Source organism: Kitasatospora sp. NPDC127035, assembly GCF_042726075.1.
In the GTDB taxonomy this organism is placed as follows: Bacteria; Actinomycetota; Actinomycetes; order Streptomycetales; family Streptomycetaceae; genus Kitasatospora.
In genome coordinates, this window is record NZ_JBHXDN010000037.1 from 39,201 (window position 1) to 66,116 (window position 26,916).

The 26,916-nt window shown below is 75.3% G+C and carries 21 protein-coding genes; 11 read left to right on the top strand and 10 right to left on the bottom strand.

Features of this window, described 5'->3' with window-relative positions:
- Positions 1-50 precede the first annotated feature (50 nt).
- Complete coding sequence (locus ACFWIC_RS24300) at positions 51-3,608, bottom strand: ATP-dependent helicase (protein ID WP_380520009.1); 3,558 nt, start codon at positions 3,606-3,608, stop codon at positions 51-53.
- An 84-nt stretch (positions 3,609-3,692) separates the two neighbouring features.
- Entirely contained in the window at positions 3,693-4,049 is a 357-nt protein-coding gene (locus tag ACFWIC_RS24305) for an MGMT family protein (protein ID WP_380355898.1), read from the bottom strand.
- A 134-nt stretch (positions 4,050-4,183) separates the two neighbouring features.
- On the opposite strand from ACFWIC_RS24305, the gene ACFWIC_RS24310 reads away from it, so the two are divergent.
- Positions 4,184-6,991: a flippase-like domain-containing protein gene (locus ACFWIC_RS24310; RefSeq protein ID WP_380520010.1), complete on the top strand. Its 2,808-nt coding sequence runs from the start codon at positions 4,184-4,186 to the stop codon at positions 6,989-6,991.
- Between the two features lie 114 nt (positions 6,992-7,105).
- Here ACFWIC_RS24310 and moeZ read toward each other — a convergent pair whose 3' ends face one another.
- The 5 genes from moeZ to ACFWIC_RS24335 all read right to left on the bottom strand — a co-directional run bounded on the left by moeZ (position 7,106) and on the right by ACFWIC_RS24335 (position 14,184).
- The gene (gene moeZ / locus ACFWIC_RS24315; RefSeq protein WP_329883162.1) at positions 7,106-8,284 is read right to left on the bottom strand and encodes an adenylyltransferase/sulfurtransferase MoeZ; all 1,179 of its coding nucleotides are present in this window, start codon (positions 8,282-8,284) and stop codon (positions 7,106-7,108) included.
- Positions 8,285-8,576: 292 nt separating this feature from the next.
- Positions 8,577-9,578, bottom strand: coding sequence for an NAD-dependent epimerase/dehydratase family protein (locus ACFWIC_RS24320; protein WP_329949232.1), 1,002 nt, complete (start codon positions 9,576-9,578; stop codon positions 8,577-8,579).
- Between the two features lie 174 nt (positions 9,579-9,752).
- A complete protein-coding gene (locus tag ACFWIC_RS24325) occupies positions 9,753-11,036 on the bottom strand; it encodes a hypothetical protein (protein WP_380520011.1) in 1,284 nt (427 codons plus the stop codon).
- Positions 11,036-12,811 (bottom strand): DUF3492 domain-containing protein, encoded by a 1,776-nt coding sequence (locus ACFWIC_RS24330; protein ID WP_380520012.1) that lies wholly within the window; start codon positions 12,809-12,811, stop codon positions 11,036-11,038. Before ACFWIC_RS24330 ends, ACFWIC_RS24325 begins: the two co-directional genes overlap by 1 nt.
- Positions 12,812-13,251: 440 nt before the next feature.
- On the bottom strand, positions 13,252-14,184 hold the full coding sequence (locus ACFWIC_RS24335; RefSeq protein ID WP_380520013.1) for an alpha/beta fold hydrolase: 933 nt from the start codon (positions 14,182-14,184) through the stop codon (positions 13,252-13,254).
- Positions 14,185-14,428: 244 nt separating this feature from the next.
- Here ACFWIC_RS24335 and ACFWIC_RS24340 point away from each other — a divergent pair, with 244 nt between their 5' ends.
- From ACFWIC_RS24340 to ACFWIC_RS24350, 3 genes are all read left to right on the top strand, one after another.
- Entirely contained in the window at positions 14,429-15,091 is a 663-nt protein-coding gene (locus ACFWIC_RS24340; RefSeq protein ID WP_329949228.1) for a TetR/AcrR family transcriptional regulator, read from the top strand.
- Between the two features lie 132 nt (positions 15,092-15,223).
- Positions 15,224-15,451, top strand: a complete 228-nt coding sequence (locus tag ACFWIC_RS24345; RefSeq protein ID WP_327680432.1) for a DUF3107 domain-containing protein — start codon at positions 15,224-15,226, stop codon at positions 15,449-15,451.
- A gap of 181 nt (positions 15,452-15,632) precedes the next feature.
- On the top strand, positions 15,633-15,950 hold the full coding sequence (locus tag ACFWIC_RS24350) for a hypothetical protein (protein WP_380356406.1): 318 nt from the start codon (positions 15,633-15,635) through the stop codon (positions 15,948-15,950).
- A gap of 23 nt (positions 15,951-15,973) precedes the next feature.
- On the opposite strand, the gene ACFWIC_RS24355 is transcribed toward ACFWIC_RS24350, so the two are convergent.
- Entirely contained in the window at positions 15,974-16,702 is a 729-nt protein-coding gene (locus ACFWIC_RS24355) for a ferritin-like fold-containing protein (protein ID WP_329883169.1), read from the bottom strand.
- A 497-nt stretch (positions 16,703-17,199) separates the two neighbouring features.
- Between ACFWIC_RS24355 and ACFWIC_RS24360 the strand changes: the two genes are divergently transcribed.
- The 5 genes from ACFWIC_RS24360 to ACFWIC_RS24380 all read left to right on the top strand — a co-directional run bounded on the left by ACFWIC_RS24360 (position 17,200) and on the right by ACFWIC_RS24380 (position 22,743).
- Positions 17,200-19,176, top strand: coding sequence for a DEAD/DEAH box helicase (locus ACFWIC_RS24360; RefSeq protein WP_380520014.1), 1,977 nt, complete (start codon positions 17,200-17,202; stop codon positions 19,174-19,176).
- Between the two features lie 208 nt (positions 19,177-19,384).
- The gene (locus tag ACFWIC_RS24365; protein WP_380356415.1) at positions 19,385-20,311 is read left to right on the top strand and encodes an alpha/beta fold hydrolase; all 927 of its coding nucleotides are present in this window, start codon (positions 19,385-19,387) and stop codon (positions 20,309-20,311) included.
- A 387-nt stretch (positions 20,312-20,698) separates the two neighbouring features.
- On the top strand, positions 20,699-20,845 hold the full coding sequence (locus ACFWIC_RS24370) for a hypothetical protein (protein ID WP_329883171.1): 147 nt from the start codon (positions 20,699-20,701) through the stop codon (positions 20,843-20,845).
- 333 nt (positions 20,846-21,178) lie between these two features.
- A complete protein-coding gene (locus ACFWIC_RS24375) occupies positions 21,179-21,817 on the top strand; it encodes a DUF6758 family protein (RefSeq protein WP_329883172.1) in 639 nt (212 codons plus the stop codon).
- Positions 21,818-21,882: 65 nt separating this feature from the next.
- Positions 21,883-22,743, top strand: a complete 861-nt coding sequence (locus ACFWIC_RS24380; protein WP_329949224.1) for a PHP domain-containing protein — start codon at positions 21,883-21,885, stop codon at positions 22,741-22,743.
- Positions 22,744-22,821: 78 nt separating this feature from the next.
- On the opposite strand, the gene ACFWIC_RS24385 is transcribed toward ACFWIC_RS24380, so the two are convergent.
- Positions 22,822-23,487, bottom strand: coding sequence for a suppressor of fused domain protein (locus ACFWIC_RS24385; RefSeq protein WP_329883174.1), 666 nt, complete (start codon positions 23,485-23,487; stop codon positions 22,822-22,824).
- Positions 23,488-23,957: 470 nt separating this feature from the next.
- Between ACFWIC_RS24385 and corA the strand changes: the two genes are divergently transcribed.
- Entirely contained in the window at positions 23,958-25,082 is a 1,125-nt protein-coding gene (gene corA / locus ACFWIC_RS24390; protein WP_329883175.1) for a magnesium/cobalt transporter CorA, read from the top strand.
- Positions 25,083-25,166: 84 nt separating this feature from the next.
- Here the strand turns inward: corA and ACFWIC_RS24395 are convergent, their stop codons facing one another.
- On the bottom strand, positions 25,167-26,114 hold the full coding sequence (locus ACFWIC_RS24395; RefSeq protein ID WP_380356427.1) for a DMT family transporter: 948 nt from the start codon (positions 26,112-26,114) through the stop codon (positions 25,167-25,169).
- Between the two features lie 159 nt (positions 26,115-26,273).
- Here ACFWIC_RS24395 and ACFWIC_RS24400 point away from each other — a divergent pair, with 159 nt between their 5' ends.
- Complete coding sequence (locus ACFWIC_RS24400) at positions 26,274-26,834, top strand: hypothetical protein (RefSeq protein ID WP_380520015.1); 561 nt, start codon at positions 26,274-26,276, stop codon at positions 26,832-26,834.
- The last annotated feature ends 82 nt before the right edge of the window (positions 26,835-26,916 follow it).

Below are 26,916 nucleotides of genomic sequence, written 5' to 3' on the forward strand. Positions count from 1 at the left end.
CGCCCGAAGGCCCGGGCCACCGCGCCGGCCCGCGCCCCTCCTCGTTCCGGCTACTCCACGATCTGGGCACCGTCGCGCTGGGCGGAGCAGCTGCGGCGGAAGGAACAGCGGTCGCAGCCCGCCCCGGTCTGCGGGACGAACCGTTCGGCGAGGATCCTCCCGGCCGCGTCGGCGAGCAGGTTCTCGACCCACGGTTCGCCCTCGGGCGGCTCCTGCCGCTGCACCTTGGGCGCGTCCGGTACGGCCTTGTCGGGCTTGCGCAGCTGGACCAGCTCGGCGCCGCCGGCCTCCGGGGCACGGCCGTCGAAGCCGGGCAGCTCGTTGAGCGCACCGGCCCGGACGGCGAGCTGGTAGACGGCGAGCTGCTTGTGGTCGGGCAGCGACTTGTCGGTGGGCGCCTCCTTGCCCGTCTTGAAGTCGACCACGTAGGCGCGCCCGGCCTCGTCCTTCTCGACCCGGTCCATCGAGCCGCGGATCCGCACCCGGACCCCGCCCGCGTCGAGCGTGACGTCGAAGCCGTGCTCGGTCGCGACGACGTCGCGGCCCCGGCCCATCACGTGCCAGGTGAGGAAGCGTTCCAGGGCGGCGCGGGCCTCGGTCTTCTCCTGCTGGGACTTCCACGGCGCGTCGAAGGCCAGCGCGTCCCAGACGGTGTCCAGGCGCTCCATCAGGACGGCCAGGTCGGCGGGGGAGCGTCCGGAGCCGACCTCGTCGGCGAGGGCGTGCACGACGTTGCCGACGCCCTGCGCGGCGGAGGAGGAGCCGCGCGCCTTGACCTCCTTGTCGAGGAACCACTGGAGCGAGCAGTTCTCCAGCTGCTCCAGGCCGCTGCCGGAGAGCCGGATCGGCAGGTCGGCGTCGCGCAGCGGGTCGGGGGCGGCGGTGGCGTCGTCCAGGCCCCACCACGCGTCGGGCCGGGCGGCGGGGACGAGCGGCCGGTCCTCCTCGTCGGTGGCGAGGGCGAGGGTGGCGAGCCGTTCGGCGGCGGCCCGGCGCAGCTCGGGCGAGCGGGCGGGGTCGACGGTGACCGCGCGCAGTTCGGCGACCAGCGCGGCGACGGAGAGCGGACGGCGCGGGCGGTGGGTGACGTCCTCGACGGTCACCGGAGGGGTACGGCGGACGACCCGGCCGGTCCGGGGGTCGACGTCCTCGCGGTAGAGCTCGCGCAGGAACCGGGAGGGCTGGTCGCCGTCGTCGGCGGGCGCCTTGACGGCGGTGACGACCAGCCGCTCCTTGGCCCGGGTGACGGCGACGTAGAAGAGCCGGCGCTCCTCGGCGAGCAGGGCGGCCGGGGTGAGCGGCTCGGCGAGGCCGTCACGGCCGATCCGGTCGGCCTCCAGCAGCGAGCCGCGGCGGCGCAGGTCGGGCCAGAGGCCGTCCTGGACGCCGGCGACGACGACCAGCCGCCACTCCAGGCCCTTGGAGCGGTGGGCGGTCATCAGCCGGACCGCCTCGGGGCGGACGGCCCGCACGGTGAGGGTGTCGGCGGCGATGTCCTGCGCCTCCAGCTCGGCGAGCAGGTCGAGGGCGCCGCGGTGGCCGGTGACCTGTTCCTCGGCGCGGGCCGCGGTCTCGAAGAGGGCGCAGAGGGCGTCGAGGTCGCGGTCGGCGTTGCGGCCGGCGCCGCCGCCGCGCAGGGCGGCCCGCTCCAGGCGTTCGCGCCAGCGGCGGGAGCCGTCCCACAGCTCCCAGAGGGCCTCCTCGGCGGTGCAGCCGCCGGCCAGGCGTTCGCGGACCTTGCGCAGCAGGGTGCCGAGGTCGTGGGCGCGGCGGGCGTAGGGGGCGTCGAGGACGACGAGCTGCTCGGGTTCGGCGAGGGCCTCGCGGATCAGCTCGCCGGCCGGGCGCGGCACGGCCGCGGGACGGCTCACGGCGGCGGACGCGGACGGGCCGGCGAGCCCGACGGCCCCCGGCTCGGCGCCCGTCCCGGCCCCGGCGGGCCCCGGCTCGGCGCCGGCCTCCGTCCCGGCCCCGGCGACGTTCTCGGCGGCGGTCTCGACGCGCCGCGCCTCGGCACGCAGCGCGGCCCGCTCCTCCTCGCGCAGGACGCGGCCGAGCCGGCGCAGGTCGGCGCCGTCGAGGCCGCCGAGCGGCCCCGTGAGCAGGGTGTGCGCGAGGTCGGTGGTCAGCGGATCGGGTGCCCCGGGGTCGTGCCGGTCCCGGACGGCCTGCTCGGCGCAGACCCGCAGGGCGAGCAGCAGCTGGGCGACGGCCGGCTCCTCGCGCAGCGGCAGGTCGTCGCCGTCGATCTCCAACGGGACGCCGGCCGCGCCGAGTGCCCGCCGGACGCCGGGGATGGAGCGGGCACCGGCCCGCACCAGGACCGCCATCTCGCCCCACGGCACGCCGTCCTCCAGGTGGGCGCGGCGCAGCAGGTCGGCGACGGAGTCCAGCTCGGTACCGGGGGTGGGGTAGGTGTAGACCTCGACCCGGCCGCCCTCGCGGGCGGGCAGCAGGGTGCGGTGCTGGGCGAGCTTGTCGGCGGGCAGCCGGCCCATCGGCATCCGGCGGGTGAGTTCGCGGGCGGCGGAGAGCAGGACGGCACCGGAGCGGCGGGACACCCGGAGCACCTTGACGTCGGCGGGGCGGCCGTCGGCGTGCCGGAAGGTCTGCGGGAACTCCAGGATGCCGTTGATGTCGGCGCCGCGGAACGCGTAGATGGACTGGTCGGGGTCGCCGACGGCGACCAGTTCCCGCCCGCCGCCGGCCAGCCGGCGCAGCAGCCGGACCTGGGCGGGGTCGGTGTCCTGGTACTCGTCGACGAAGACGGCGTCGTAGCGGTCCCGCAGCCGCTCCTCGACCTCGGGGCGTTCGGCGAGCAGCACGGCGCGGTGGACGAGCTCGGCGTAGTCGAGGACACCGCGCAGGTCGAGGACGTCGAGGTACTCGGCGAGGAAGTGGGCGGCGGCGGCCCAGTCGGGGCGCCGGACGCCCTCGGCGAACCGGGCCAGCTCGGCCTCGCCGAGCCCCAGCTCGCGGCTGCGGGCGAGGACGGCGCGGACCTCGTCGGCGAAACCGCGGGTGGTGAGGCAGGCGCGCAGGTCGAGCGGCCAGCCGATCCGCGACCTGCCGAGCCGGGAGTCCTCGGCGCCGCCGGCGAGCAGCTCGCGGACCATGACGTCCTGTTCCGGGCCGGAGAGCAGGCGCACCGGCTCGGCGTAGTCCGCCGGGTCCTGGTGGGCGCGGAGCAGGGCGTAACAGAAGGAGTGGAAGGTGGTGGCCTGCGGGGCGGCGGCCCCGGCACCGGCCGTGGTGACGCCGAGCCGGCCGGCCATCCGGTCGCGCAGCTCCATCGCCGCCCTGCGGCTGAAGGTGAGCACGAGGATCCGGTCGGGGTCGGTGCCGCGCTCGATGCGCCGGGCGACGGCCTCCACCAGGGTCGTGGTCTTGCCCGTCCCCGGTCCTGCGAGCACCAGCAGCGGGCCACCCGTGTGCTCGGCCACGGCGCGCTGGTATTCGTCCAGCACGGGCGGGGCGGGCGGCACGAGGGGGCTGCGCACCAGTCGATAGGGGGAGCTCACGGACGTCCTGGGGGTCGTACTTCGGGCAACGGCGGGCGGGCCCGCCGAGGGGCCCGCCGTATCGAGCCTACGATCCTGCCCCGTCATTCCCGTCCGCGCACGGGTTTCGTCCCACATGGCCGGCGGGGAACGGGACCGCCTCCGCGCTACCGGGCCGGACCCGGCGTGCGGTCACTCCCCGGCCGGTTCGCCGTCCCAGCGGGCCCGCCCGAGGTCGACCCGGGGCGGGTCGGCGAGCTCGCGCAGCGGGGTGCCCTCCTCGGCGTAGCGGGCGAGCGCGCGGTGCTCGTGGCCGGGCAGGAAGCGGCCGTCGGCGCGGATCACCCGCCACCAGGGCACGGCGCCGCCGTACAGGGCGAGCACCCGGCCGACCTGGCGCGGGCCGCCCTGACCGAGGTACTCGGCGATGTCCCCGTAGGTCATCACCCTGCCGGGTGGAATCCGCTCGGCCAGGTCGAGCACCAGTTCGGCGAAGGGTGGCAGCTCTCCGCGCTCACCGTCGTCGTGGGCGTCCGTCACCTGCGGCATTCTTCCGCATCCCGCCGGACCCGGGGGCCCGTACGAACGATCCGCCGCGCCCGATCCGGCCCCTGTCCAGCGCGGGACGCCGCGGCATGCCACCATCTTCGGGGCGGTGAGTGGTGATACGAGGACAAGACCAGATGACCGGGACGGCCGACGTGAGTGTGGACGAGGGCTCCGACGAGTCCTCCCCAGCCGTGCCCGCAGGTCCCGGCGGCGGGTCCGCCACCGAGCCGTCGCCGGCAGTCTCCCTGATCAAGGACCGGACGATCAAGACCCCACGGCCGACCGGCCCCGGGACGGAAGCGGGAACGGAGACGGGGGCCGGGACGGCCGCCGGCCTCCCGGCCCAGCTGCCCGCGCCGGAGTCCTCGCCCGAGCCCGACGCAGGAGCCGGGCTCGGAGCCGGGTCGGAACCCGCCGCGACCGGGACCGACGGTCTCGGCCCGGGCGGACCCGACCCGCTGGACGACCCGCCGCACCTGGACGTCGACGAGCCCCTGCTCGCCGCCCGCGCCCACCGCCCCTCCGACCTGATCCGCTTCCTGGCCGGCGTGCTCGGCCTGGTCGCGGTCTTCGTGCTCGCCGGTGTGGCGACCTCGACCACCACCGGCATCGAACTGGACATCGCCTCCAACGCCCCCCGCTTCTCCCCGGTCCTCGCCACCATCACCGGCCTGGTCTCCAGCGTCGCCGTCCTGGCCGTCCCGCTCGCCTTCGCGGTCGAACGGCTGATCAAACGCGACGGCCTGCGGGTCGCCGACGGCGTCCTCGCCTCGGTACTCGCCTACGGCGTCTCCCTGGGCATCGACTGGTGGGTCGCCGAGGGCGCCTCCGACCACATCAGGGACGCCCTCACCCGCCTCCCGCTGGACTCCAACGGCACCCTGACCGACCCGGTGCACGGCTACCTCGCCCCGGTGATCGCCTACATGACGGCCGTCGGCATGTCGAGCCGCCCGCGCTGGCGGGTCGCCCTCTGGGTCGTGGTGATCTTCAGCGGCATCACCGAACTGCTCGGCGGCTACACCACCCCGCTCTCCCTGCTGCTCACCGTGCTGATCGGCTGGTCCGTCGCCTACGGCACCCTGTACGCGATCGGCTCGCCGAACATCCGGCCCACCGGCCAGCACCTGATGATCGGTCTGCGCAAGGTCGGCTTCACCCCGGCCAGCGCCCACCGCGCCCCGGACGCCCCCGGCGGCACCCGCCGCTACCTCGTGGCCCAGCAGAGCGGCCCGCCGCTGGACGTCCACATCGTCGACCGCGAACAGCAGGCCTCCGGCTTCTTCTACCGGGCCTGGCGACGGCTGCGGCTGCGTTCGGTCGCCGTCCGGCGCAGCCCCCAGTCGCTGCGCCAGGCGCTGGAGCAGGAGGCGCTGATCGCGTACGCGGCCGCCGCCTCGGGTGCCCGGGCCCCGCAGCTGGTCGCCACCTCCGAGCTCGGCCCGGACGCCGCGATCCTGGTCTACGAGAACGTCGAGGGCCGCACCCTGGACGACCTCTCCGACGACGAGATCACCGACCGGGTGATGGCCTCGCTGTGGGAGTCGGTCGCCGCCCTGCACGAGCGCCGGATCGCCCACCGCCGGCTCACCGGCGAGTCGATGCTGGTGACCGACGAGAAGACGGCCTGCCTGGTCAACCTCTCCGGCGGGGACATCGCCGCCACCGACCTGACGCTGCGCATCGACGTCGCCCAGCTGCTCACCACGTTCGCGCTGCGGATCGGCCCGGAGCGGACGGTCGCCACCGCCAACGCGGTGCTCGGCGCCGACCGGGTCGCCCAGGCGCTGCCGCTGCTCCAGCCGGTCGGCATGAGCCGCTCCACCCGCGTCGACCTGAAGCGGCTCAGCAAGGAACGGAAGGCCGCCGCCCAGGCCAGGGCGCTGGAGCAGGTCGCCGCCGGGGCGCGCACCCAGCAGCAGGCCGAGGAGGACATCGCGCTGGCCGGCGAGGACCTGCTCAGCCGGATCCGCGGCCAGATCCTGCAGATCGCCCCCGAGGCGCCGATGGAGCCGGCCAAGCTGGAGCGGCTCAAGCCGAAGACCCTGATCATGGTGATCGCGCTCACCTTCGCCGCGTACCTCGCGCTGACCACCATCAAGCCGGCGCAGCTCAAGCTCTCCCAGATGGACTGGGCCTGGGCGGCGGTGGCCCTCGCCGCGGCGGCCTTCTCGTACATCGCCGCCTCGATGAGCCTGACCGGCTTCGTCCCGGAGAAGCTGCCGTTCCGCCGCACGGTGGCCGCCCAGCTCGCCGGGTCCTTCGTCAAGCTGGTCGCCCCGGCGGCGATCGGCGGCATCGCGCTGAACACCCGCTACCTGCAGAAGGCGGGCATCCGCTCCGGCCAGGCGGTCGCGTCGGTCGGCGCCTCCCAGCTGGCCGGCCTGGCCGGGCACCTGCTGCTGCTCTTCAGCTTCGGTCTGATCACCGGCAGCCAGACCAACGGCGACCTCTCGGCCTCCCGCGCGGTGATCATCGGCGTGCTGACCGCCGCCGTGCTGGCCCTGGTGGTCGCGGCGGTCGCGCCGCTGAGGCGGTTCGTGCTGAACCGGCTGCGCTCGCTGTTCTTCGGCGTGGTCCCGCGGATGCTCGACCTGATGCAGACGCCCAGCAAGCTGGTCAGCGGCTTCGGCGGCATCCTGCTGCTGACGCTCTCCTTCACCGCCTGTCTGGACGCCTCGGTACAGGCCTTCGGCGGCTCGATCTCCTTCTCCGCGGTGGCCGTGGTCTTCCTGACCGCCAACGCGGCGGGCTCCGCCATCCCGACCCCCGGCGGCATCGGCCCGGTCGAGTTCGCGCTGATCGGTGCGCTCACGGTGGCCGACGTGCCGCCGACCGTCGCCACCCCGGCGGTCTTCCTCTACCGGGCGCTCACCTTCTGGCTGCCGGTGCTCCCCGGCTGGATCTCCTACAACGTGCTCCAGCGCAAGGGCGCGCTGTAACCCGGCCGACCGGCGCGAACCGGGTGGCCCGCGCAGCCGGCGGGACCCGGGCGACCGGGCGCGGGCCCGGGTACGCGAAAGGGCCCGCCGGAGCGGGCCCTTCCACGGTCTCGGTCAGTACACCGGCTTGTGCGGCTCGATCTGGTTCACCCAGCCCAGCACGCCGCCGCCCAGGTGGACGGCGTTGGCGAAGCCGGCCGACTTCACCACGGCCAGCACCTCGGCCGAGCGGACGCCCGACTTGCAGTGCAGCACGATCTTCCGGTCCTGCGGCAGCTGCTCCAGCGCGTTGCCCATCAGGAACTCGTTCTTCGGGATCAGCACGGCACCGGGGATGCTGACGATCTCGTACTCGCCGGGCTCGCGGACGTCGATCAGGTAGATGTCCTCCTGGTCGTCCTGCCACTGCTTGAGCTGCTTCGAGGTGATCGTCGAACCGGCGGCGGCCTCCTGGGCCTCCTCCGACACGACGCCGCAGAAGGCCTCGTAGTCGATCAGCTCGGTGACGGTCGGGTTCTCGCCGCAGACCGCGCAGCCCGGGTCCTTGCGGACCTTCACCTGGCGGTAGTTCATCTCCAGGGCGTCGTAGATCATCAGACGGCCGACCAGCGGGTCGCCGACCCCGGCCAGCAGCTTGATGGCCTCGGTGACCTGGATCGAGCCGATCGACGCGCAGAGCACGCCCAGCACGCCGCCCTCGGCGCAGGACGGAACCATGCCCGGCGGCGGGGCCTCCGGGTAGAGGCAGCGGTAGCAGGGGCCGTGCTCGGCCCAGAACACGCTCGCCTGGCCGTCGAAGCGGTAGATCGAACCCCACACGTACGGCTTGCCGAGCAGCACCGCGGCGTCGTTCACCAGGTAGCGGGTGGCGAAGTTGTCGGTGCCGTCGACGATCAGGTCGTAGCCGGAGAAGATCTCCAGCACGTTGGAGTTGTCGAGGCGCTCCTCGTGGAGGATCACGTCGATGTAGGGGTTGATCTCCTTGACCGAGTCCCGTGCCGACTCGCCCTTGGAACGGCCGATGTCCGACTGGCCGTGGATGATCTGACGCTGCAGGTTCGACTCGTCGACCACGTCGAACTCGACGATTCCGAGCGTGCCGACACCGGCGGCGGCCAGATACATCAGCGCGGGCGAGCCCAGACCGCCGGCGCCGACGCACAGCACCTTGGCGTTCTTCAGGCGCTTCTGCCCGGCCATGCCCACGTCGGGGATGATCAGGTGGCGGGAGTACCTGCGGACTTCGTCAACGGTGAGCTCGTCGGCCGGCTCGACCAGGGGTGGCAGCGACACGGGGACTCCGATGGTCGTCATCTCAGGTGGCCGGGGCCAACCTCTTGTGGCTTGTTGCTCCGCCACCGAGGTGGCTCTGCTACGCCAACAGTGTCATGCCGCCCCTGTATTCCGAGACAGCTCGTCCGATGGGCGAGACGGCCCGCGTCGGATGGTGGGACCGCCGGCCGCGCGGCCCCCGCGGCCGAAAACCGGCCCGCCCGGGCCGCGAGGTGCCGACGGCGGCGCGCCGTCGGCCTCCCCCCGGCTCCCCCGGCCCTCCCGGACGGGACCGGCGGCGGACCCGGACGGATCAGACCCGGCAGGCCGTCTCCAGCCAGACGTCCCCCAACGACTCCTCCAGCGGCACCTGTGTCCGCCAGCCGAGACGGTCCCGCGCCGTCCGGACGTCCGCCTGCCGCCACGGCACCGGCTCCCCCGACGGCACCCTCCCCTCGGCCGACCGGGACTCCGCCGGGCGGTGGCCCGGCAGGTGGTGACCGGAGCCGTGCCCGGGCAGGTGGTCCACCGCCCCACCGGCCTGCGCGGGCAGCAGGACCTGCCGGTTCTCCTCCACGATCGCCCCCTCGAAGCCGGACGCCCGGACCAGCAGCTGGGCCGCCTCCCGGGCCCGGACGGCGTGCCCGCTGCCGATGTTGATCACCCCCGTGGCGGCCGACACCGCCGCCGCCTGGATCGCCCGCGCGACGTCCCGGACGTCCACGAAATCCCGGTATCCGGACAGGTCGGGCATCCGCACCTGGTTCTCCTCCCGCTCCAGCGCGCGCCGCAGCCCCTCGGCGAGCCGCCCGAACAGCGAGGCGGTCGGCGACCCCGGCCCGACCACGTCGAACACCCGCAGCACCGCCGCGTCCAGCCCGGAGGCCAGCACCAGCTCCGTCCCGGCCAGCTTCGACACCCCGTACGGGCCGACCGGGCGCGGCTCGGCGCCCTCCGAGACCGGCACCCCTCCCGGCACCGGCCCGTACTCGGCCGCCGAGCCGACGTGCACCAGCCGGGCGGGCTCCCGGCTGCGCCGGATCGCCTCGCAGACGGTGGCCACGGCCAGCGTGTTGGCCCGGATCAGCGTGCGCGAACTGCCGTAGGTGGCACCCGCGCAGTTGATCACCACCTGCGGCACGACCGCGTCCAGGAACCGGGCCAGCGCACCCGGGCTGCCGGTGGTCAGGTCGAAGCGGATGTCGGCGGAGTCACGCCGGCCGAGCACCGTCACCTGCAACTCCGGATCCACGAGCAGACGATCGGTGACCCGACGGCCGATGAAGCCGTCGGCGCCCAGCAGCAGCACCCTCATCGGGGGGCTTCCTTCCACGAAGCCAGACCGGGTACGGCCTGGCGGGTCCTAGTGAACAACGGGATGTCGAACGGAACGGCGGAACAGGAGGAGCGGGAGGAGCGGGAGGGACGGGCGCGCCGGGCGGGTGGCGGAAGCGGCCGCACACCGGCCGGGCCCGGTCCGGCCCGGCGGTCAGCGGTGCGCATCGGGACGGCCCAGCACCGCCCACGCGTACACCAGCAGGGCCAGCGCGACGGCGCCGCCGGCCGGACCGGCCACCGGTGGGAGCGGAGCCGCCGTCGCCACCGCCCCGGCCAGTGCGCCGAGCGCCGCGACCCCGGTCCGGCCGCAGCGCGCCAGCAGGGCGGGCAGCACCAGCAGCAGACCCAGCACCCCCTGGCCCGCCCACTGCCCCGGGTCGGCCCGCTCGGCCACCAGGTGCAGCAGGCCGCCGTGTCCAGGCCCCGGACGCGGCGCCACCGCGGTCAGCACCGCGAGCGCCGCGAAGGTCAGCACGGACAGCACCGCCAGGTGCAGGGCCAGCGCCGCCGGGAGCACCGGCCGCATCCGGGCCCGGAACTCGGCCAGCGTCACCGCCGTCCCCAGGTGGCCCCGCCCGACGCGGCGGAACCAGCGCGCGGACCACTCGGCCGACCCGGCCGACAGCGCGGCCGCGAGCACCAGCGCCGTCGTCACCCGTCGGTCCCCCGGGCCACCGGCCGTCAGCGCCGGCGGCGCCAGCAACAGCCCGGCCACCCCTGCGCCGTGCACCGCCTGCCACCACCACAGCCGGCCGTGGACCACCCGCGCGGCACCCGGGACGACCGGACCGGCCTTCTCCTCGGGCCCGGCGACCGGCCGCTCCCCGCCACCGACGCTGCGGGAGCCGTCGCGGTCCCCGGGGTGGCCCGGGTCGGCGGGGCCCTCGGCACCGGCCGGACCGGACCGGCCCGCGAACGGGATCGCCACGGACCACCCGGGGGCCCTGGCCGGCCCGTCCGCACCGGGCGCGCCGGAAGCGGCCGGGACGAGCGTCAGCGGGACGGCCGCAGCCAGCAGGACGGGCCGGCCGCCACCGAGCCCGGCGGCGGCCGCGCACGGAAGCGCCGCCAGCACCGCCGTCCGGAGCGCCACGACCCAACGCCGCTGCCGGCTCTCCCCGGGTACGGCCTCGACCGACGGGGGCGCGCGGCGCGGCACCCGGGCGTACAGCTCCTCGGCGAGCGCGAACAGGTCCGCGTGCCGGCACCGGGCGGCGTCCGCCGGGCCGAGTCCGGCCTCCTCCAGCCCGGCGGCGATCTCCAGCGGATCGACGGCGCGCTCGCAGAGCTCCCGGTGCTCCGCCATCACCTCCCGGACCGGATCCCCGGAGGCGCCGGGGATCCGGACGCCCACCGGGTGCGCGGCGGGACCGGCCGCACCCCCCGGGCGGGCTCCCCCGTCCACCCCCACGGACGCTCCTGCACCGGCCGTCATCAGACCGCCTCCGCGAGCGCACCGGGCCGGCCGAACGCCTCACCGGCGCCCTCGGCCGCCGGGGTCCCCTCGGTCCCGGGCCCGGCCGCCCGGCTTCCCGCACCCGCGGACCCGACATCCGTCGCCCCGAGATCCGTCGCCCCGACATCCCTCGCCCCGAGGTCGGCGGACCCTCCGCCCGCCGACCCGGTGCCCGCACGGTCGCCCGCCGCTCCCACCACCGCGTCACCACCCGCCCCGGCGCCGCCACCCCGGCCGGTGAGCCAGTACTCGGCGGGCCGGGCGAACGGCCGGGGCCGGGGACCGCCCGGAGCACCAGGCGCCCCGTCGGCGGCCGGGTAGGCCGGCCACTGGGAGACCAGCTCCAGGTAGATCTCCCGGAAGGCCCCGACCACCGGCTCGACGGCGAAGCGTTCCTGCGCCCGTAACCGGCCGGCCAGGCCGAGTCGGGCCCGGCGCTCCCCGTCCCGCAGCAGGGCCAGGCAGGCACCGGCCAGCGCGCGCGGGTCGCGCGGCGGGACCAGCAGCCCGGTCGGCCCCACCACCTCGCGGGCCACGCCGACATCGGTCGAGACCACGGCCCGCCCGCTCAGCATCGCGTCGGCCAGCAGCCGGGGGCCACGCTGGGAGAGCGCCGAGAAGAGGACCACGGAGCCGTCCGCCCAGGCCCGGGCGGCGGACCGGGGCCGGCCGGCGAACTCGACCGCCTCGGCCACCCCGAGCCGTGCGGCGACGGCCTCGCAGTGCGCCCGGTAGCCGGGGACGGCCTCCTCACCGTGCACGACCAGCCGCGCCTGCGGAAGGTCGGCCCGGACCAGGGCGAAGGCGTGCAGGGCCAGTTCGGGGCCCCGGCCGGGTTCCAGGGCCCCGGCCCAGACCAGGGTGGGCCGCTCCGGCTCCGGGCCCGCGGCGGGCCGGTCCACGGCCGGGGTGCCCTCGTACACCACCCGGGTCCGCTCCGGGTCGGCCCCGCAGCGCAGCTGCCAGCGCCGGTCGTGGGCACTGCCGGGGGTGAGCACCGCGGCCTGCCGGTAGGTCTCCTCGGCGAGCGCCCGGAAGAAGGCGAGCAGGAGCGCCCGGACCGGCCGGAGGTACGGCGCCTCCCGGTACCCGAGGTACTGCTCGCGCAGGTGCAGGCCGTGCTCGGTGACCACGAACGGCACCCCGTGCAGCTGCTTGGCCACCAGCGCCGGCAGGGCGGCCGGGCCGCCGCCGACCACGTGGCAGAGGTCGGCGGCGCCGATCCCGCCCGGCCCGGTGCCGTACCAGGGGGCGGCGAGCGGTCGCAGGCACTGTTCGAGCAGGTCGGCGGCGACCAGGACGTCGCGGACCAGCGGCTGCCCGGCGGAGGTGTCGGCGCCGGGCGAACGCCAGACCCGCTCCAGGACGCCCCGGGCCCGGGCGGAGACCAGGAAGGCCGGCAACCCGCCGTCCTCGCGGGCGAGCCCCGCCAGCCGGTACAGGCCGGCACCGAAGGAGGACCGCTCGTCCGGCCTCAGCAGGGCCCGGACGAGCTGCTCGTAGGCGCGGGCGTACTGGCGTCCGCGGAGCGCGCCGGGCGCGCGGCCGGTCCGGCGGCGCCCCCGGAGGGCCTGCTCGTGCACGCCGCTCCACCGGCCGTGCGGGTCCTCACCGGCGCCCGGACCGGCGGTCCCGGCCGCCACGTACCACTCGAAGTCGTGCTCGCGCAGACCCTCCACCAGCCGGTCGCACCACCCGCCGGCGCCACTGCCGGCGCGCGGACGCACACCCTCGGTGAGCAGAGCAACGCGCACGGGAGACCTCCGGGGCAGAGCGGATCGACGGATTGCTGAGCGGCTTGGCCGGCGCCCGGCCGGCCCGCGTCCGACGCGGGCGGCCCGGGGCGGAGGAGTCGGCCCGCCGGAGACACCGCGGCCCGGTACCGGCGGCCGTCCCCCGGCCCCCGGTCACCCTCGCGCGGCCGCCCTCCGGGTTCTCCGGCGGCCGCGACTCCCCCACACCTGTTCGGTCCGACAGCAGAAAGGTAGGACCGGCTTACGGCAATCCATCGGTCACATGCCTGGTTGCCACCTGAACGAGTGAACCGGAGTGACCACTTCCCGATCGGGGCGTTAACGGCTGCCGATCAAGGGGTATCGGTCGTGTTCCGTTCGATCCGTTCGAGCCGTTCGGCCCGCGCCGCCCCTTCGGCCGGTTCGATCCGTTCGGCCCTCGACCCGTTCGACCCGCCCCGTCAGGCGGCCCGCTCCAGCAGCTCCCGCACGGCCCGGGCGACGACGCCGGGGTGCTCCATCATCGCGACGTGCCCGGAGTCCGGCAGCACCAGCAGCCGCTGGTCCGCGAAGACCGCGCAGGCCCGGCGCGCCGAGCGGTACGAGACCAGCTTGTCGCGCAGCCCGTACACCAGCAGCACGGGCACCTTCACCTGCGCGGCCTGCCGCCACAGCGCCTGGTCGCCCCGCTCGGTGTAGGCGGAGGCGATGCCCCGCACCGAGCCGACCAGCGCCCGCGTCGCGTACGGCAGCTCCAGCCGCCGCCGGTACTGGGCCACCGCCTCGGCCCGGACCTCCGGGGACAGGGCGTCGGGGTCGCCGTAGACCAGCCCGAGCACGCCCTCGGTGACCGCCTCGGGTCCCCGCCCGTCGGACGGCCGCCGGCGCAGCAGCGGGGGGAGGCCGGGCACGGCGAGCAGGGCGGTCGGCCAGGCGGTGCGCTGCGGGGGCAGTTCGGGCAGGGCCGGCGAGATCAGGGTGAGGCTGCGGACGAGGTCCGGGCGCAGGGCCGCGAGCCGGACGGAGACCGCGCCGCCGAGCGAGTTGCCGAAGAGGTGGACCGGGCCGCGGCCGGACGCCTCCAGGTAGCCGATGACCGCGCGGACGTGGCCGGACAGGGAGAGGTCGCCGTCGCGGGGCGGGGCGGATTCGCCGAAGCCGGGGAGGTCCACGGCCTCGCCGTCGACGAGGTCGGAGAGCCGGCCCATGAGCCCCGTCCAGTTGGCGGCGGAGCCGCCGAGGCCGTGCACGAAGAGCGCCGGCGCCCGCCCGCCGGGGGCCGTCGGGGCGGCGTCGTGGCGGTGCACCGCGACGACCGCGCCGGGGACCTCGACCGTGCGGAACGGCGGCGGGGCGGCCGTCTCCGGGCGTATCTGCTGCTCAGGGCTGCTCATGGTGGACGATGGTAGTGAGCCGGCGCCGTCGCGGCCCGCCCACGGACCGTTCCCGGTCCGCTCCCGGTCCGGTCGTTCCTGCCCCTGTCACACCACTGCCGGTGGCCGTGGTCAGCGCCGTATTGTGGGCTCCTGACAAGGGGGCTGGCCGCTTTTCTCACGCCTGCCAAGCGCGAGGGCGGTTACCCGAAAGTAGAATCGGTCATCTTGCCAACCCCGTACGACCCGTGAAATGAGGAGCGCCGTGACGGCCATCCAGGAGGCGCAGGAGCGCCCGCGCGGTGCCCGCCTGCCGCGAAGCGCCCGCCGTGAACAACTGCTCGGTGCCGCCCAGGAGGTGTTCGTCGCGCAGGGTTACCACGCGGCCGCCATGGACGACATCGCCGACCGCGCCGGGGTGAGCAAGCCGGTGCTGTACCAGCACTTCCCCGGGAAGCTGGACCTCTACCTGGCGCTGCTGGACAAGCACTGCGACGCCCTGGTCGACTCGACCCGCGAGGCGCTGGAGACGACCACCGACAACAAGCTGCGGGTGGCCGCGACGATGGAGGCGTACTTCAACTACGTCTCCAGCGAGTCCGGTGCCTTCCGGTTGGTCTTCGAGTCGGACCTGACCAACGAGCCGGCCGTACGCGAGCGGGTCGAGCGGGCGGCGGAGGCCAGTGCGACGCTGGTCAGCAAGGTGATCCAGGAGGACACCGACCTGCCGGAGTCGGAGTCCAAGCTGCTCGCGGCCGGGGTCTGCGGCCTGGCCCAGATCACCGCGCGGTACTGGCTCTCCCAGGGCCTGGAGATCCCGCGCGACGAGGCGGTCCGGCTGGTCGCCAGCCTGGCCTGGCGCGGGCTGAAGGGCTTCCCGATGCACCCCAACCTCGATTCCCCGGAGGCCGCTGCCCCCGAGCAGTGATCACCGGACCTTCGCCTCGGTACCGATCCGGTGCTCTATGGTGAAGCCGTACGGCGCGGTCGCCGCGAACGCTTGTCCCAGGCGGTCCGGTGCCCGCGCGTGGATGGCTGCAACCCCGGAGGGACGGAAGCCGTGGAGGTCAAGATCGGCGTGCAGAACGCGCCGCGCGAGATCGTCATCGAGAGCTCGCAGACGGCCGATGAGGTCGAGAGCGCGATCGCCAAGGCGCTGGAGGGCACCTCGAAGCTCTTCACGCTGACCGACGAGCACGGCCGCCGCGTCATCGTCCCGGCCGAGCGCCTGGCGTACGTGGAGATCGGCGAGCAGGCCGCCCGCAAGGTCGGTTTCGGCACGCTCTGAGCTGTCCTTCGGTGCCCCGCTCCCTCGTCCGAGGGGGCGGGGCACCGTCGCGTTCACGGCCGGGGCGGGGGGACGTGGCGGGCGCGGCCGGCTCGCCCCGGCGTGTACGACCGGGGGGAGCGGGGTACGGCGAGAAGTGCGGCCGGCCACGTGCCGCGCACCGAGCCCCGGGGAGGCACCCTTGCTGGTCGAGACGTTCGCCTTCGCCCTCGTCGGCCTGGTGGTCGGCGCCACCGCCCTGCTGTCGCTGCCCGCGTACTTCCCCTCCGGGTGGGGGCTGACGACGGGGACGGCGCTGGTCTCCGCGCTGCTGGCCGGGGCGATCGCGCACTTCACGCTCGACGGCGAGTACCCGGCGGCCTGCATCGCGGTCTCGGCGGTCACCTCGGCGCTGATCACCTCGGTGCTGGCCCGTCCCGACCTCGCCGCAGGCCGCCAGCCGGCCCGCCGGCACCGCCCGCACCGGGCGGGTTCGCACCGGCGGCACCGCCCCGCCTGACCTGGGCCGAAGGCCCCCGGGCGTTACGAGGCGAGGCCGAGCGCGGCCATCCGCCGGGTGTGCGCCTCGGTGATCCGGTTGAACATCTTGCCGACCTCGACGAGGTCGAAGCCCTGCACCCGGACGCCGCCGACCAGCAGGTTGGAGAGCGCGTCCCGCTCGGCGACCACCCGCTGGGCCTGGCTGAGCGCCTCGCCCATCAGCCGCCGGCCCCAGAGCGCCAGCCGGCCGCCGGCCCGCGGGTCGGCCTCGATGGCCTGCCGGACCTTGTCGACCGCGAACTGGGCGTGGCCGGTGTCCGACATGACGCCGAGGACCAGGTCGCGGGTGTCGTCGTCCAGCCGGGCGGCCACCTCGCGGTAGAAGTCGGTGGCGATCGCGTCGCCGACGTAGGCCTTGACGAGGCCCTCCAGCCAGTCCGAGGGCGCGGTCATCCGGTGGAACAGCTCCAGCGGCTCGACGAACGGCCGCATCGCCTCCTGCGGGTCGGCGCCGACCTCGGCGAGCCGGTCGTGCAGTCGCTGGTAGTGCTGGAACTCGGCGGAGGCCATCCGGGCCAGCGCCGCCTTGTCGGCCAGGTCGGGCGCCAGCTTGGCGTCCTCGGCGAGCCGCTCGAAGGCGCTCAGCTCGCCGTACGCGAGGGCGCCGAGCAGGTCCAGCACGGCCGCCCGGTAGCCGGGGTCGGCCGAGCAGGTCGCCCAGTCCCCGATCGAGCCGTCCGCCACGTCCTGCGTCCCACCACGGTTCTCCATGACCCGTCACCTTAGTCCCGGTCCGTCCCGGGTCGCTCCCCGCACACGCGCGGCCCGCGCACGCCGACCGGCCGCGCGGGGGCACCGGCCCGTCCGGCCCCGCCCGCCCCGACCTGCGATGTCGCCCGCGTCACGTGTTCGAGTCGTCGGGTGACTGTATGGTGGTACGGAGGCCCGTCGTGCTCGCACGGTGTCACCGCCGTCTCGGTGTGCCGGGCAAGCCCGCTCCGAAGCAGGCGCAGTCCGTCAGGACGTGTCCGTACCGGAAGCCGGGACCTCATCGTACGCGGATGCCCGGTCGGAGAGCCGATCGGCTCCGACCAGGGCTTGGACTTCAAGCCTTGGCACCGCACCAGTGGCCGAGCGAGGGCCGCCGAGACCGCGCCATCCCGGCGCAGGTCCCGCGCAGGTCCCTCACGGGAATCCTCCCCGACGCCGCCGGCGACGCGCCCCTGTCGGGCCGCGCGCACCGGCCGGCCGCAGGGACCGGCGCGATTGTGCGTCCGCGCAGCTGTTTTCTGGGCCGTCCAGGCCCGTACGCAGCCGCGCGGCTGCCCGCCCGCCGCTCGCTCTCGGCCCCTCCACACGGAAGAGGCAGCACCCTGTCCACCACCGCTGAACCCACGAAGACCACGTTCCGGGACCTGGGGATCCTCCCGGAGACCGCCGAGGCGCTCGAATCCGTCGGCATCGTCCACCCCTTCCCCATCCAGGAGATGACCCTGCCGGTCGCGCTGACCGGCCACGACGTCATCGGCCAGGCCAAGACCGGCACCGGCAAGACGCTCGGTTTCGGTCTCCCGCTGATCGAGCGCGTCGTCGTGCGGGCCGACATCGACGCCGGCCGCGCCGGCGAGGACCAGCTCTGCGACTCCCCGCAGGCGCTGATCGTCGTCCCGACCCGCGAGCTCTGCACCCAGGTCACCAACGACCTGCAGACCGCCGGCAAGGTCCGCAACGTCCGCGTGCTCGCCGTCTACGGCGGCCGGGCCTACGAGCCGCAGGTCGAGGCGCTGAAGAAGGGGATCGACATCGTCGTCGGCACCCCGGGGCGCCTGCTCGACCTGGCCGGCCAGAAGAAGCTGGACCTGTCGAAGGTCCGCTCGCTGGTCCTGGACGAGGCCGACGAGATGCTCGACCTCGGCTTCCTGCCGGACGTCGAGAAGATCATCACCATGCTGCCGGCGAAGCGGCAGACCCTGCTGTTCTCCGCGACCATGCCGGGCCAGGTGATCAGCCTCGCCCGCCGGTACATGAGCCAGCCGACCCACATCCGCGCCGCCGCTCCGGACGACACCGGCAGCACCGTCGCCAACACCGAGCAGCACATCTTCCGCGCCCACTCGCTGGACAAGGTCGAGATGGTCTCGCGCATCCTCCAGGCCGACGGCCGCGGGCTGGCGATGATCTTCTGCCGCACCAAGCGGACCGCCGCCGACGTGGCCGACCAGCTGACCCAGCGCGGCTTCGCCTCCGGCGCCGTCCACGGCGACCTCGGCCAGGGCGCGCGCGAGCAGGCCCTGCGGGCGTTCCGCAACGGCAAGGTCGACGTGCTGGTCTGCACCGACGTCGCGGCCCGCGGCATCGACGTCGAGGGCGTCACGCACGTCATCAACTACCAGTGCCCCGAGGACGAGAAGACCTACCTGCACCGGATCGGCCGCACCGGCCGGGCCGGCGCCTCGGGCACCGCGGTCACGCTGGTCGACTGGGACGACATCCCGCGCTGGCAGCTGATCAACAAGGCGCTCGAACTCTCGTTCAACGAGCCGGAGGAGACCTACTCCACCTCGCCGCACCTGTTCGAGCTGCTGAAGATCGCGAAGGGCACCACCGGTGTGCTGCCGCGTTCGGAGCGGACCCGGGCCGGGCTCGGCGCGGAGGAGGTCGAGGACCTCGGCGAGACCGGCGGGCGCGGTTCGCGTTCGGCCGGTGGCGCCCGGGGCCGCGGCGGACGGGCGGCCGGCCCCGGCCGGGCCGACGTCGTCGAGACCCCGGTCGCCGAGGAGAAGCAGGCCCGCAAGACCCGCGAGCGCCGCCGCACCCGTCGCGGCTCCTCGGTCGAAGAGGCCGTCGAGGGCACCGTCACCGAGGCCGTCGCGACGGCCGGCCCGGAGGCTCCGGCCGTCGAGGGCGCCGAGGGCGAGTCCGCGGCCCCGCGCCGCCGCCGTCGCCGCTCGCGCGGTGCGGCGTCCGGCGAGGACGCCGCCGCCGCCGTGGCGGAGGCTCCGGCCGCCGTCGCCGAAGCCGCGGCCCCGGTCGCGGCCCCGGCTCCGGTCGCGGTCGCGGTCGCCGAGGCGGTCGCCGAGGAGAAGCCGAAGCGCACCCGCACCCGGGCCAAGAAGGTCGCGGCGCCCGCCGAGGCCGCTCCGGTGGTGGAGGCCGCCGAGGCCGCCGCCGACGTTCCGGCCCCGCGCCGGCGTTCCCGCACCCGCCGCCCGGCGGCCGCCCCCGAGGTGGCTCCGGAGAGCTGATCCACCCTGGTTGAAGGGGGCGGCCGGAATGTTCCGGCCGCCCCCTTCGGCGTCCGCACGCCGATCCGCGGGTCTGCCCGCCGCCGCCCGGCCGCCGCCCGGCCGCCACCGGCGCAACCGGGTGAGCCGGGGGCTCGACGGCAGACCCTAGGCTCGGGGCCGTCCGCCGGTTCACCCCGCCGCGCCAGGCCCCAGGAGGTCCGTCCCCATGAGTACGCCGCCGTTCCTCACGCTCCCGTCCTGCGCGCGCGCCCTGCGGGTGGCGACGACCCGCGGCGGGTTCGCCGCGCTGCGGGCGGAGCCGGCGGGGGCGGTGCGCGGGTCCGCGTTGCTGGTGCCCGGGTTCACCGGCAGCAAGGAGGACTTCATCGCCCTGCTGGAGCCGCTGGCGGCGGCGGGCTACCGGGTGACGGCAATCGACCAGCGAGGGCAGTACGAGACCGGGGGACCGGACGACCCGGCCGCCTACGCGGTGGCCGCGCTGGGCGCCGACGTGCGGGCGCTCTCCGCCGCGCTGCGGGCCGAGGCCGTCGCGGCCGACGGGAACGGCGCCGGCGGGCGGTTGCACCTGCTCGGCCACTCCCTCGGCGGCCAGGTGGTCCGCGAGGCCGTCCTGGCCGCCGAGGCCGAGGCGGTGGCCCGCCCGGGCGGCTCCGGATCGCTGCCGTGGTCCTCGCTGACGCTGATGTCCACCGGGCCGGGCCCGATCGACCCGGCCGAGGCGGAGCGGACCCGGCTGCTGGTCGACGTGCTGCCGACGATGACCCTCGAAGAGATCTGGCAGGTGATGCAGCAGCTGGAGGAGGGCGGCGACCGGGCCCGCCGCCCGGGCGCCGAGGTCGCCGCGTTCCTGCACCGCCGCTGGCTGGCCAACGTGCCGCAGGCGCTGATCACCACCGGCGGCCACCTGGTCGCGGCACCGGACCGGGTGGACGAGCTGGCCGCGACGGTCGCCGCCGGGCTGCCCGCCCTGGTGCTCTCGGGAGTGCGGGACTACGCCTGGCCGGTGCCGGAGCAGACCGCGATGGCCGCCCGGCTGGGTGCCCGCCGGGTCGTGGTCGAGGACGCCGGCCACTCCCCCAACGCCGATCAGCCTGCCGCCACGGCCGCCGCCCTGACCGCCTTCTGGGGCTGACCGGCCGGTCCGGCGCCGGACCGCCGCCGGAGCGCCGACGCGGCGAACCGGGCCCCGCCGTGCGCCCGCTCCGGGCCTCTGGTAAAAGACATGCGACAAAATTCGTTAGTTGCGGTAATATTTGATTCGGTCCTGGAAACATCGTTGACACTGACGTCGGCGTGCTGTCGATGTCGATCCTCCGAAACCAGGACTTTACGGACGGGCAACGGCCCGGTAGCAGCGCCACCGCAGAGTGGATTCGAGGGAAAGACACCCTTGGCACGCAGGGGGGAGCCCTCTTTGCCGCAACGGTCGGTCGACCGTTCGACCCGACAGACCCTGAAAGGGCTGATACCGACTCAGCCACGAACGCCCCGCTCGACGGGGCCGGGAAAGGAAACGCCCATGCGCTTCGAGATCCTCCGACTGGACGACGCCCGCGGCACCGCCACCGACCGCCTGATCGCCGACGCCGAAACCGTCCGCGAGCTCGTCCAGGCCGCCGCCCGTACCGGCGAACGCCTGCTCATCCGCCCGTGCCCCGCCGCCTGACCGGCCGCTGCGGCGCCTCCGACCGGGAGGCCTCGCCCGCCGCCGACGAGCCGGGACCGTCCGACCCCGACGTTCCGAAACCGGACTGACGCCCCGCCACCGCACCAGCGGAGACGGGGCGTCAGTGCGTACGGGACCGCCCGGCGCCGCACCCCGGAGCGCGCCGCGGACGTTTGCCGCCGCCCCCGGCTGGACAGTTCCCCAACGGGATCCGCCGCACCGCGCCCACCCCGCGCCGGCCGGCCGTCCGCCACCGACCGGTGCCGCCGGACCGCCCTCCGTACGGGTGATCGTCCTTGACGCGGCGGTCCGGAGGGAGGAGCGTTGTCGGCTATGAGGGGCGAGCCAAGCTGCCCGAGGTGCGCCGGTCGGGTCCGCGCTCCCGGTCTGTTCTCAGACACCTGGCAGTGCGACCGGCACGGCGCCGTGCATCCGATGCAGCCGGTGCTGCCCCCGAGCGTCGAGGCGCTCGGTGTCGCCGTCGCCCGTTCGCAGGTCCCCGTCTGGCTGCCCTGGCCGCTCCCGGTCGGCTGGCTGTACACCGGCATCGCGCACGTCGGCGACGACATCTCGGGCGCCCGCGCCACCGCCGTGGCCTGCGCCGGCCCGGCGCCGCTCGGGGGGTTCGGCGAACTGGTCCTGATCGCGGAGGAGCTGGGCGTCGGGCTCGGCGCCCGGTACGCGGGGCTCCCCGGGCCGGACCCGGGCGACTCGGTCGGCCTCTACAAGCCGGCGGACGCCAAGCTGCTGGCCGCCGGCCGGCCCACCCCGATGTTCCACGTCCCGGACGCACCGGCCGACCGCGCGGTCTTCGCCGGCGAGGCCCGCGGCCTCTGGCTCTGGGCGGTGGCCTGGCCCGAACAGTCGGCCCTGGTCATGTACGACGAGCTGGTGCTGACCGACCTGCGGGAGGCCGGCGCGGAGCTCGACCTGCTGCCCTGCGGGGCGCTCTCCCCCCGTCTGCTGGGCTGATCCCCCGACACCCGGGCGCACTATCCTGGGCCGCACCTCCGCCGACGACCCAGGGAGCACCGCCCGTGCGCATCGACCTGCACGCCCACAGCAACGCGTCCGACGGTACGGACAGCCCGGCCGAGCTGGTCGCGGCTGCGGTGGCGGCCGGGCTGGACGTGGTCGCCCTGACCGACCACGACACGGTGGCGGGCCACACCGAGGCGGCCGACGCGGTGCACGCGCTTCCCGCCGGCACCCGGTTGCGGCTCGTCCCCGGCGCGGAGCTCTCCTGCGTGGTGGACGGCATCTCGATGCACCTGCTGGCCTACCTGTTCGACCCCGCCGAGCCGGCCTTCGCGGCCGAGCGCGAACTGGTGCGCACCGACCGGTTCCGGCGCGGCGAGGCGATCGTCGAGCGCTGCCGCGCACTGGGCGCGGACATCAGCTGGGAGCAGGTGCAGCGGATCGCGGGAGCCGGCTCGGTGGGCCGGCCGCACATCGCCAGCGCCCTGGTCGAGGCGGGCGTGGTCGCGGAGGTCTCGGACGCGTTCACCGCGGAGTGGCTGGCCAACGGCGGGCGGGCGGACGTCCCCAAGCACGAGACGGACCCCGTGACGGCGGTCCGGCTGGTCCGGGCGGCCGGCGGGGTGCCGGTGTTCGCCCACCCGGGAGCGGTGAAGCGCGGACGGACCGTCTCCGACCAGGTCATCGCCGACCTCGCGGCGGCCGGGCTGGCCGGGCTGGAGGTCGACCACATCGACCACGACGAGCCGGCCCGGCTCCGGCTGCGCGGGCTGGCGGCCGAGCTGGGACTGCTGACCACCGGGTCCAGCGACTACCACGGCACCCGCAAGACGGTCCGGCTCGGCGCGCACACCACCGATCCCGCCGTCTACGAGGCGCTGGTCGGGCAGGCCACCGGCGCGAAGCCGATCGGCGGCTGATCGCCCGCCGGTCCTCGCGCCGGCGTGAGGCGGGTCCGACGCGGTGCGGGCGCCCGCCGCACGCCCCGTGGCGGGCCGTCAGTCCAGCCGGACGCCGCGGCGGTCCGGGTCGCGCAGGTCGGTGCCGTGCTGGAGCCAGCGCTCCTGCAGCGCCGCCGCGCCGTGCACCCGCTTCCAGCCGGCCTCGTTGGGGGTCATCGGCAGCAGCGGCAGGAAGCGGACCGGGTCGGCCGGCTCGTCCAACGCCAGGTCCTCGACCAGACCGCCGGGCTCGGCGGCCAGCACCGAGGTGAACGGCGCGCCGTCCCAGAGCGGGGCACCGAGGTCCAGCGACCCGCCGGGGGCCGGGACCAGCCCCTCGACCTGCGGCGTCGCCGCGAAGGTGGCCAGCGTGCGGAGCACGCTGTCACGCCCCCCACGAACCGTCAGGACCAGCTCGGCGCGCGGACCGCGGACCGGGTCGGCGACCGCGGCGGTCGGGTCGGTCATCGGCGCGGCGGCCATCCCGAGCGTGGCGTAGCGGACCAGCCCCTCGGCGTCGGGGCCGAAGCGCAGCACCTCGATCCGGTCGGCACCGAGGAAGGTGACGGCGGCGCGGCCGCTCGGTTCGCCGAAGGTGGTGAGCAGCCGGGCCTCGACGGCGGCCAGCACCGCGTCGCGGGAGAGGCCGGTGCCGCCGGGGGCCGGGGAGGAGTCACCGGAGTCCGAGGACGGGTCGCCGAAGAGCGGGAAGTCGTGCGCCATGCCGGTGAGCGTAACCCGCGCGCCGCGCGCCGTCGGCACGGCCGTCATGCGAACACCGGAGCGGCGACGGCCGGTCAGATGTTAGTGTGAGCGACTGGCTACCGGGGATCCTTGCTCCTCCGGGGCAGCGGCGCGAAGGAGGTGGTTGCGGTGGATACCAGCCGACCATGCAGTACCGGCAGCTCTACCCGGCCCGGACGCCTTCCCCGTACCCCTCGCCACGCGGGCTGAAACAGCGGGCCTGAGAAATCTCGGCAGCAGCTGGACCAGCCCCCCGTGCGAACGTCACGGCGGTCTCCGGTCCGGCCGGGAGAGCACCCCACCGACGTCCGGTCGTTCCGTCTCGCGCGCCCCAGCAAGGCCGAGGACCGACCACAGGCGCCGGATTCCATCGGTGTTCCTCCGCCGTCGCACCACGGCCATCCGTCACCGCGCCGCCGTGCGGCGGCTCCTGCCCCAGGGAGCCTGCCATGTCGATGATCAACAGCCTGCGCGCAGCCGTCCGCACCAACCGCCGCCGTTCCGCGTCGGGACTGTTCGACACGATCCACCCGGGCCAGACCCCGTCCGCGGTGGTGGACTGCGCGGTCTACCAGGACGGCAAGCGGCTGGGGGAGAGCTGCAGCCCGCGCGAGGCGGCCCGACTGGTCAAGGCCTCGAAGCAACTCCCGGACGGCGCGGGCTCGTTCAGCTGGATCGGGCTGCACGAGCCGACCGAGGCCGAGTTCGAGGGGATCGCCCAGCGGTTCGGACTGCACCCGCTGGCGGTCGAGGACGCGGTGCACGCCCACCAGCGGCCGAAGGTCGAGCGGTACGACGACGTGCTGTTCGCCGTCTTCAAGACGATCCGGTACGTCGACCACGACCAGCTCACGCCGACCAGCGAGGTGGTCGAGACCGGCGAGCTGATGGTGTTCGCCGGGCGGGACTTCGTGATCACCGTCCGGCACGGCGGGCACAGCTCGCTCAAGGAGCTGCGGCACCGGCTGGAGGCCGACGCGGACGGCTCCGGGCTGCTCGGCAAGGGCCCGTCGGCGGTGCTGCACGCGATCGCCGACCAGGTGGTGGACAACTACCTGCTGGTCGCCGACCGGCTGCAGACCGACGTGGACGAGATCGAGTTCGACGTCTTCTCCAACCGGGGCGGCCGGGGCACCGACGTGGGCCGGGTCTACCAGCTCAAGCGCGAGGTCCTGGAGTTCAAGCGGGCGGTGGCGCCGCTGCTGCGGCCCATGCAGCAGCTGTCGGAGCCGCTGCAGCGGCTGGTCGACCCGGAGATCCAGAAGTACTTCCGGGACGTCGCCGACCACCTCGCCCGGGTCACCGAGCAGGTGCACGGCTTCGACGAACTGCTGAACTCGCTGCTCCAGGCCAACCTGGCGCAGGTCTCGGTGGCACAGAACGAGGACATGCGCAAGATCACCGCCTGGGCGGCGATCTTCGCCGTGCCGACCATGATCACCGGCGTGTACGGCATGAACTTCGACTACATGCCGGAGCTGCACCACCGGTACGGCTATCCGATGGTGCTCGGCAGCGTGGTGCTGATCTGCGTCGGGATGTACCGCGGCTTCCGTCGCAACGGCTGGCTGTAGGGCCCGGGCGGGGCCCGCCGCCCGCAGCGGGTCCGGGGCGGGCACCGGTGACCGGCCACCGACCGGCCACCGGGCGGCTGTCGGCTACCGACGACCGGCGCGCGCGACCAGCACCAGGCCCAGCAGGATCAGCACCACCGCCGGGTACGCGGCGACCGGGGGCCACTGGCCGAGCCAGAGCGCCGCGATCAGCGCGGCGCCCGGGGTCTCCAGCAGGACCGACGTGGAGGTGACCGAGGGCCCGAGGGTGCGCACGACCCGGTTGCTGAGCGAGTGGCCCAGCAGCTGGGCGGTGACCATCAGCAGCACGATCTGCCACCAGGCCCCGGCCGACCAGCCGGACAGCGGCGTCCCGGCCACCAGGCAGACCGCCAGCAGGACCGCGCCGGTGGTGGCGTAGCAGACCAGCGTGTACGCGGTGGTGCTGACGGTCCGGCGGACCTCGGCGCCGAGCAGCACGTACCCGGCGGCGGCCAGGCCCGCGCCGAGCGCCAGCGCGTCCCCGGCCAGGGCGCGCGGCGAGAGCGAGAGGTCGACACCGGTGAGCACCAGGACCCCGGCGAAGGCCACCGCCATGCCGAGCCAGACCATCCGCGGCGCCCGCACCCCGAGCAGCCGCATCAGCAGGATGGTCCAGAGCGGGGTGGTGGTGACCAGGGCGGTCGCCGACGCGACCGAGGTCATCCGCAGGCTGGGCATCCAGAGCGCGAAGTGGACGGCGAGCAGGGCGCCGGCCGCCACGGCCAGCAGCAGCGCCCGCCGGGAGATCCCGCGCAGCTCCGCCCGGTGGCGCAGCAGCGCGTACGGGCCGAGCACGCCGACCGACATGACGTTGCGCCAGAAGGCGATCGCCAGGGCCGGCGCGGCGGTGGCGCTGATCAGCGGTGCGGAGAGCGAGATGCCCGCGACCGAGACCGCGAGCAGCAGCAGGTCGAACCTGGGGAGCGGCTGCGCGGGGGCCGCGACGGTACCGGTGGGGGCGGTGACGGCGGCGACGGTGGCGGGGGCAGACTCTGGCCGGACGGCGGGCACGACGCTCCTCTGCTTCGGAGTGAGGGGTGCGGTTCAGGAAGGACTGCAGGGCGGGCTGCGGGCGGGCGACTCCTACCGTAAGGCCCGTGCCGCACCGACGGAACTGTCTCCCGAACCGCGAGACATCGCCCGGACGGCTCAGGCCGTACGCTGTGCGCCATGGACCGTACGCCTGCCGCAGCCGCGACCGCCGACGACTTCCTCGACCGGGCCCTGCTGGAGGAGGCCGCGAAGAAGTCGGGGCTGCTCTGGGTCCGGGCGGACGGTCAGGAGCACGGCCGGGCCGTCTGGCACGCCTGGCACGACGGCGCGGTGGTGGTGGTCGGCGACGGCGCCGAACAGCCGCTGCACGGACTGACCGGCGGGGCGGGCGCGGTGGTGACCGTCCGCAGCAAGGACAAGGGCGGCCGGCTGACCGGCTGGCCGGCCCGCGTGGTCGAGCTGGCCCCGGGGAGCGAGGCCTGGCTGGGCGCCGTCGAGGAGCTCAAGGGCAAGCGGCTGAACGCCCCCGACACCGACACCGTCACCGACCGGTGGGCCCGCGAGTGCCGGGTGCTCCGGCTGGAGCCGGCCGGCGCGGCCGACGGCGTGCTCACCGAGCAGCCGGGTGCGATGCCGGACGCCTCGCACGCCACCGCCCCGATGCCCACCCCGGCCACCACCCGGCAGCCGATCCCCGCCGGCCTGCCGAAGCTGCTGTTCAAGCGCCGCAAGGGCTGAGCCTCCCCGCCGCGGCGAGCCCCCCGGCCCCCGGCGCACCCCCGGCCCGCAGCCACCCTCCGGCGTCCCCGGCGGCGCGCCC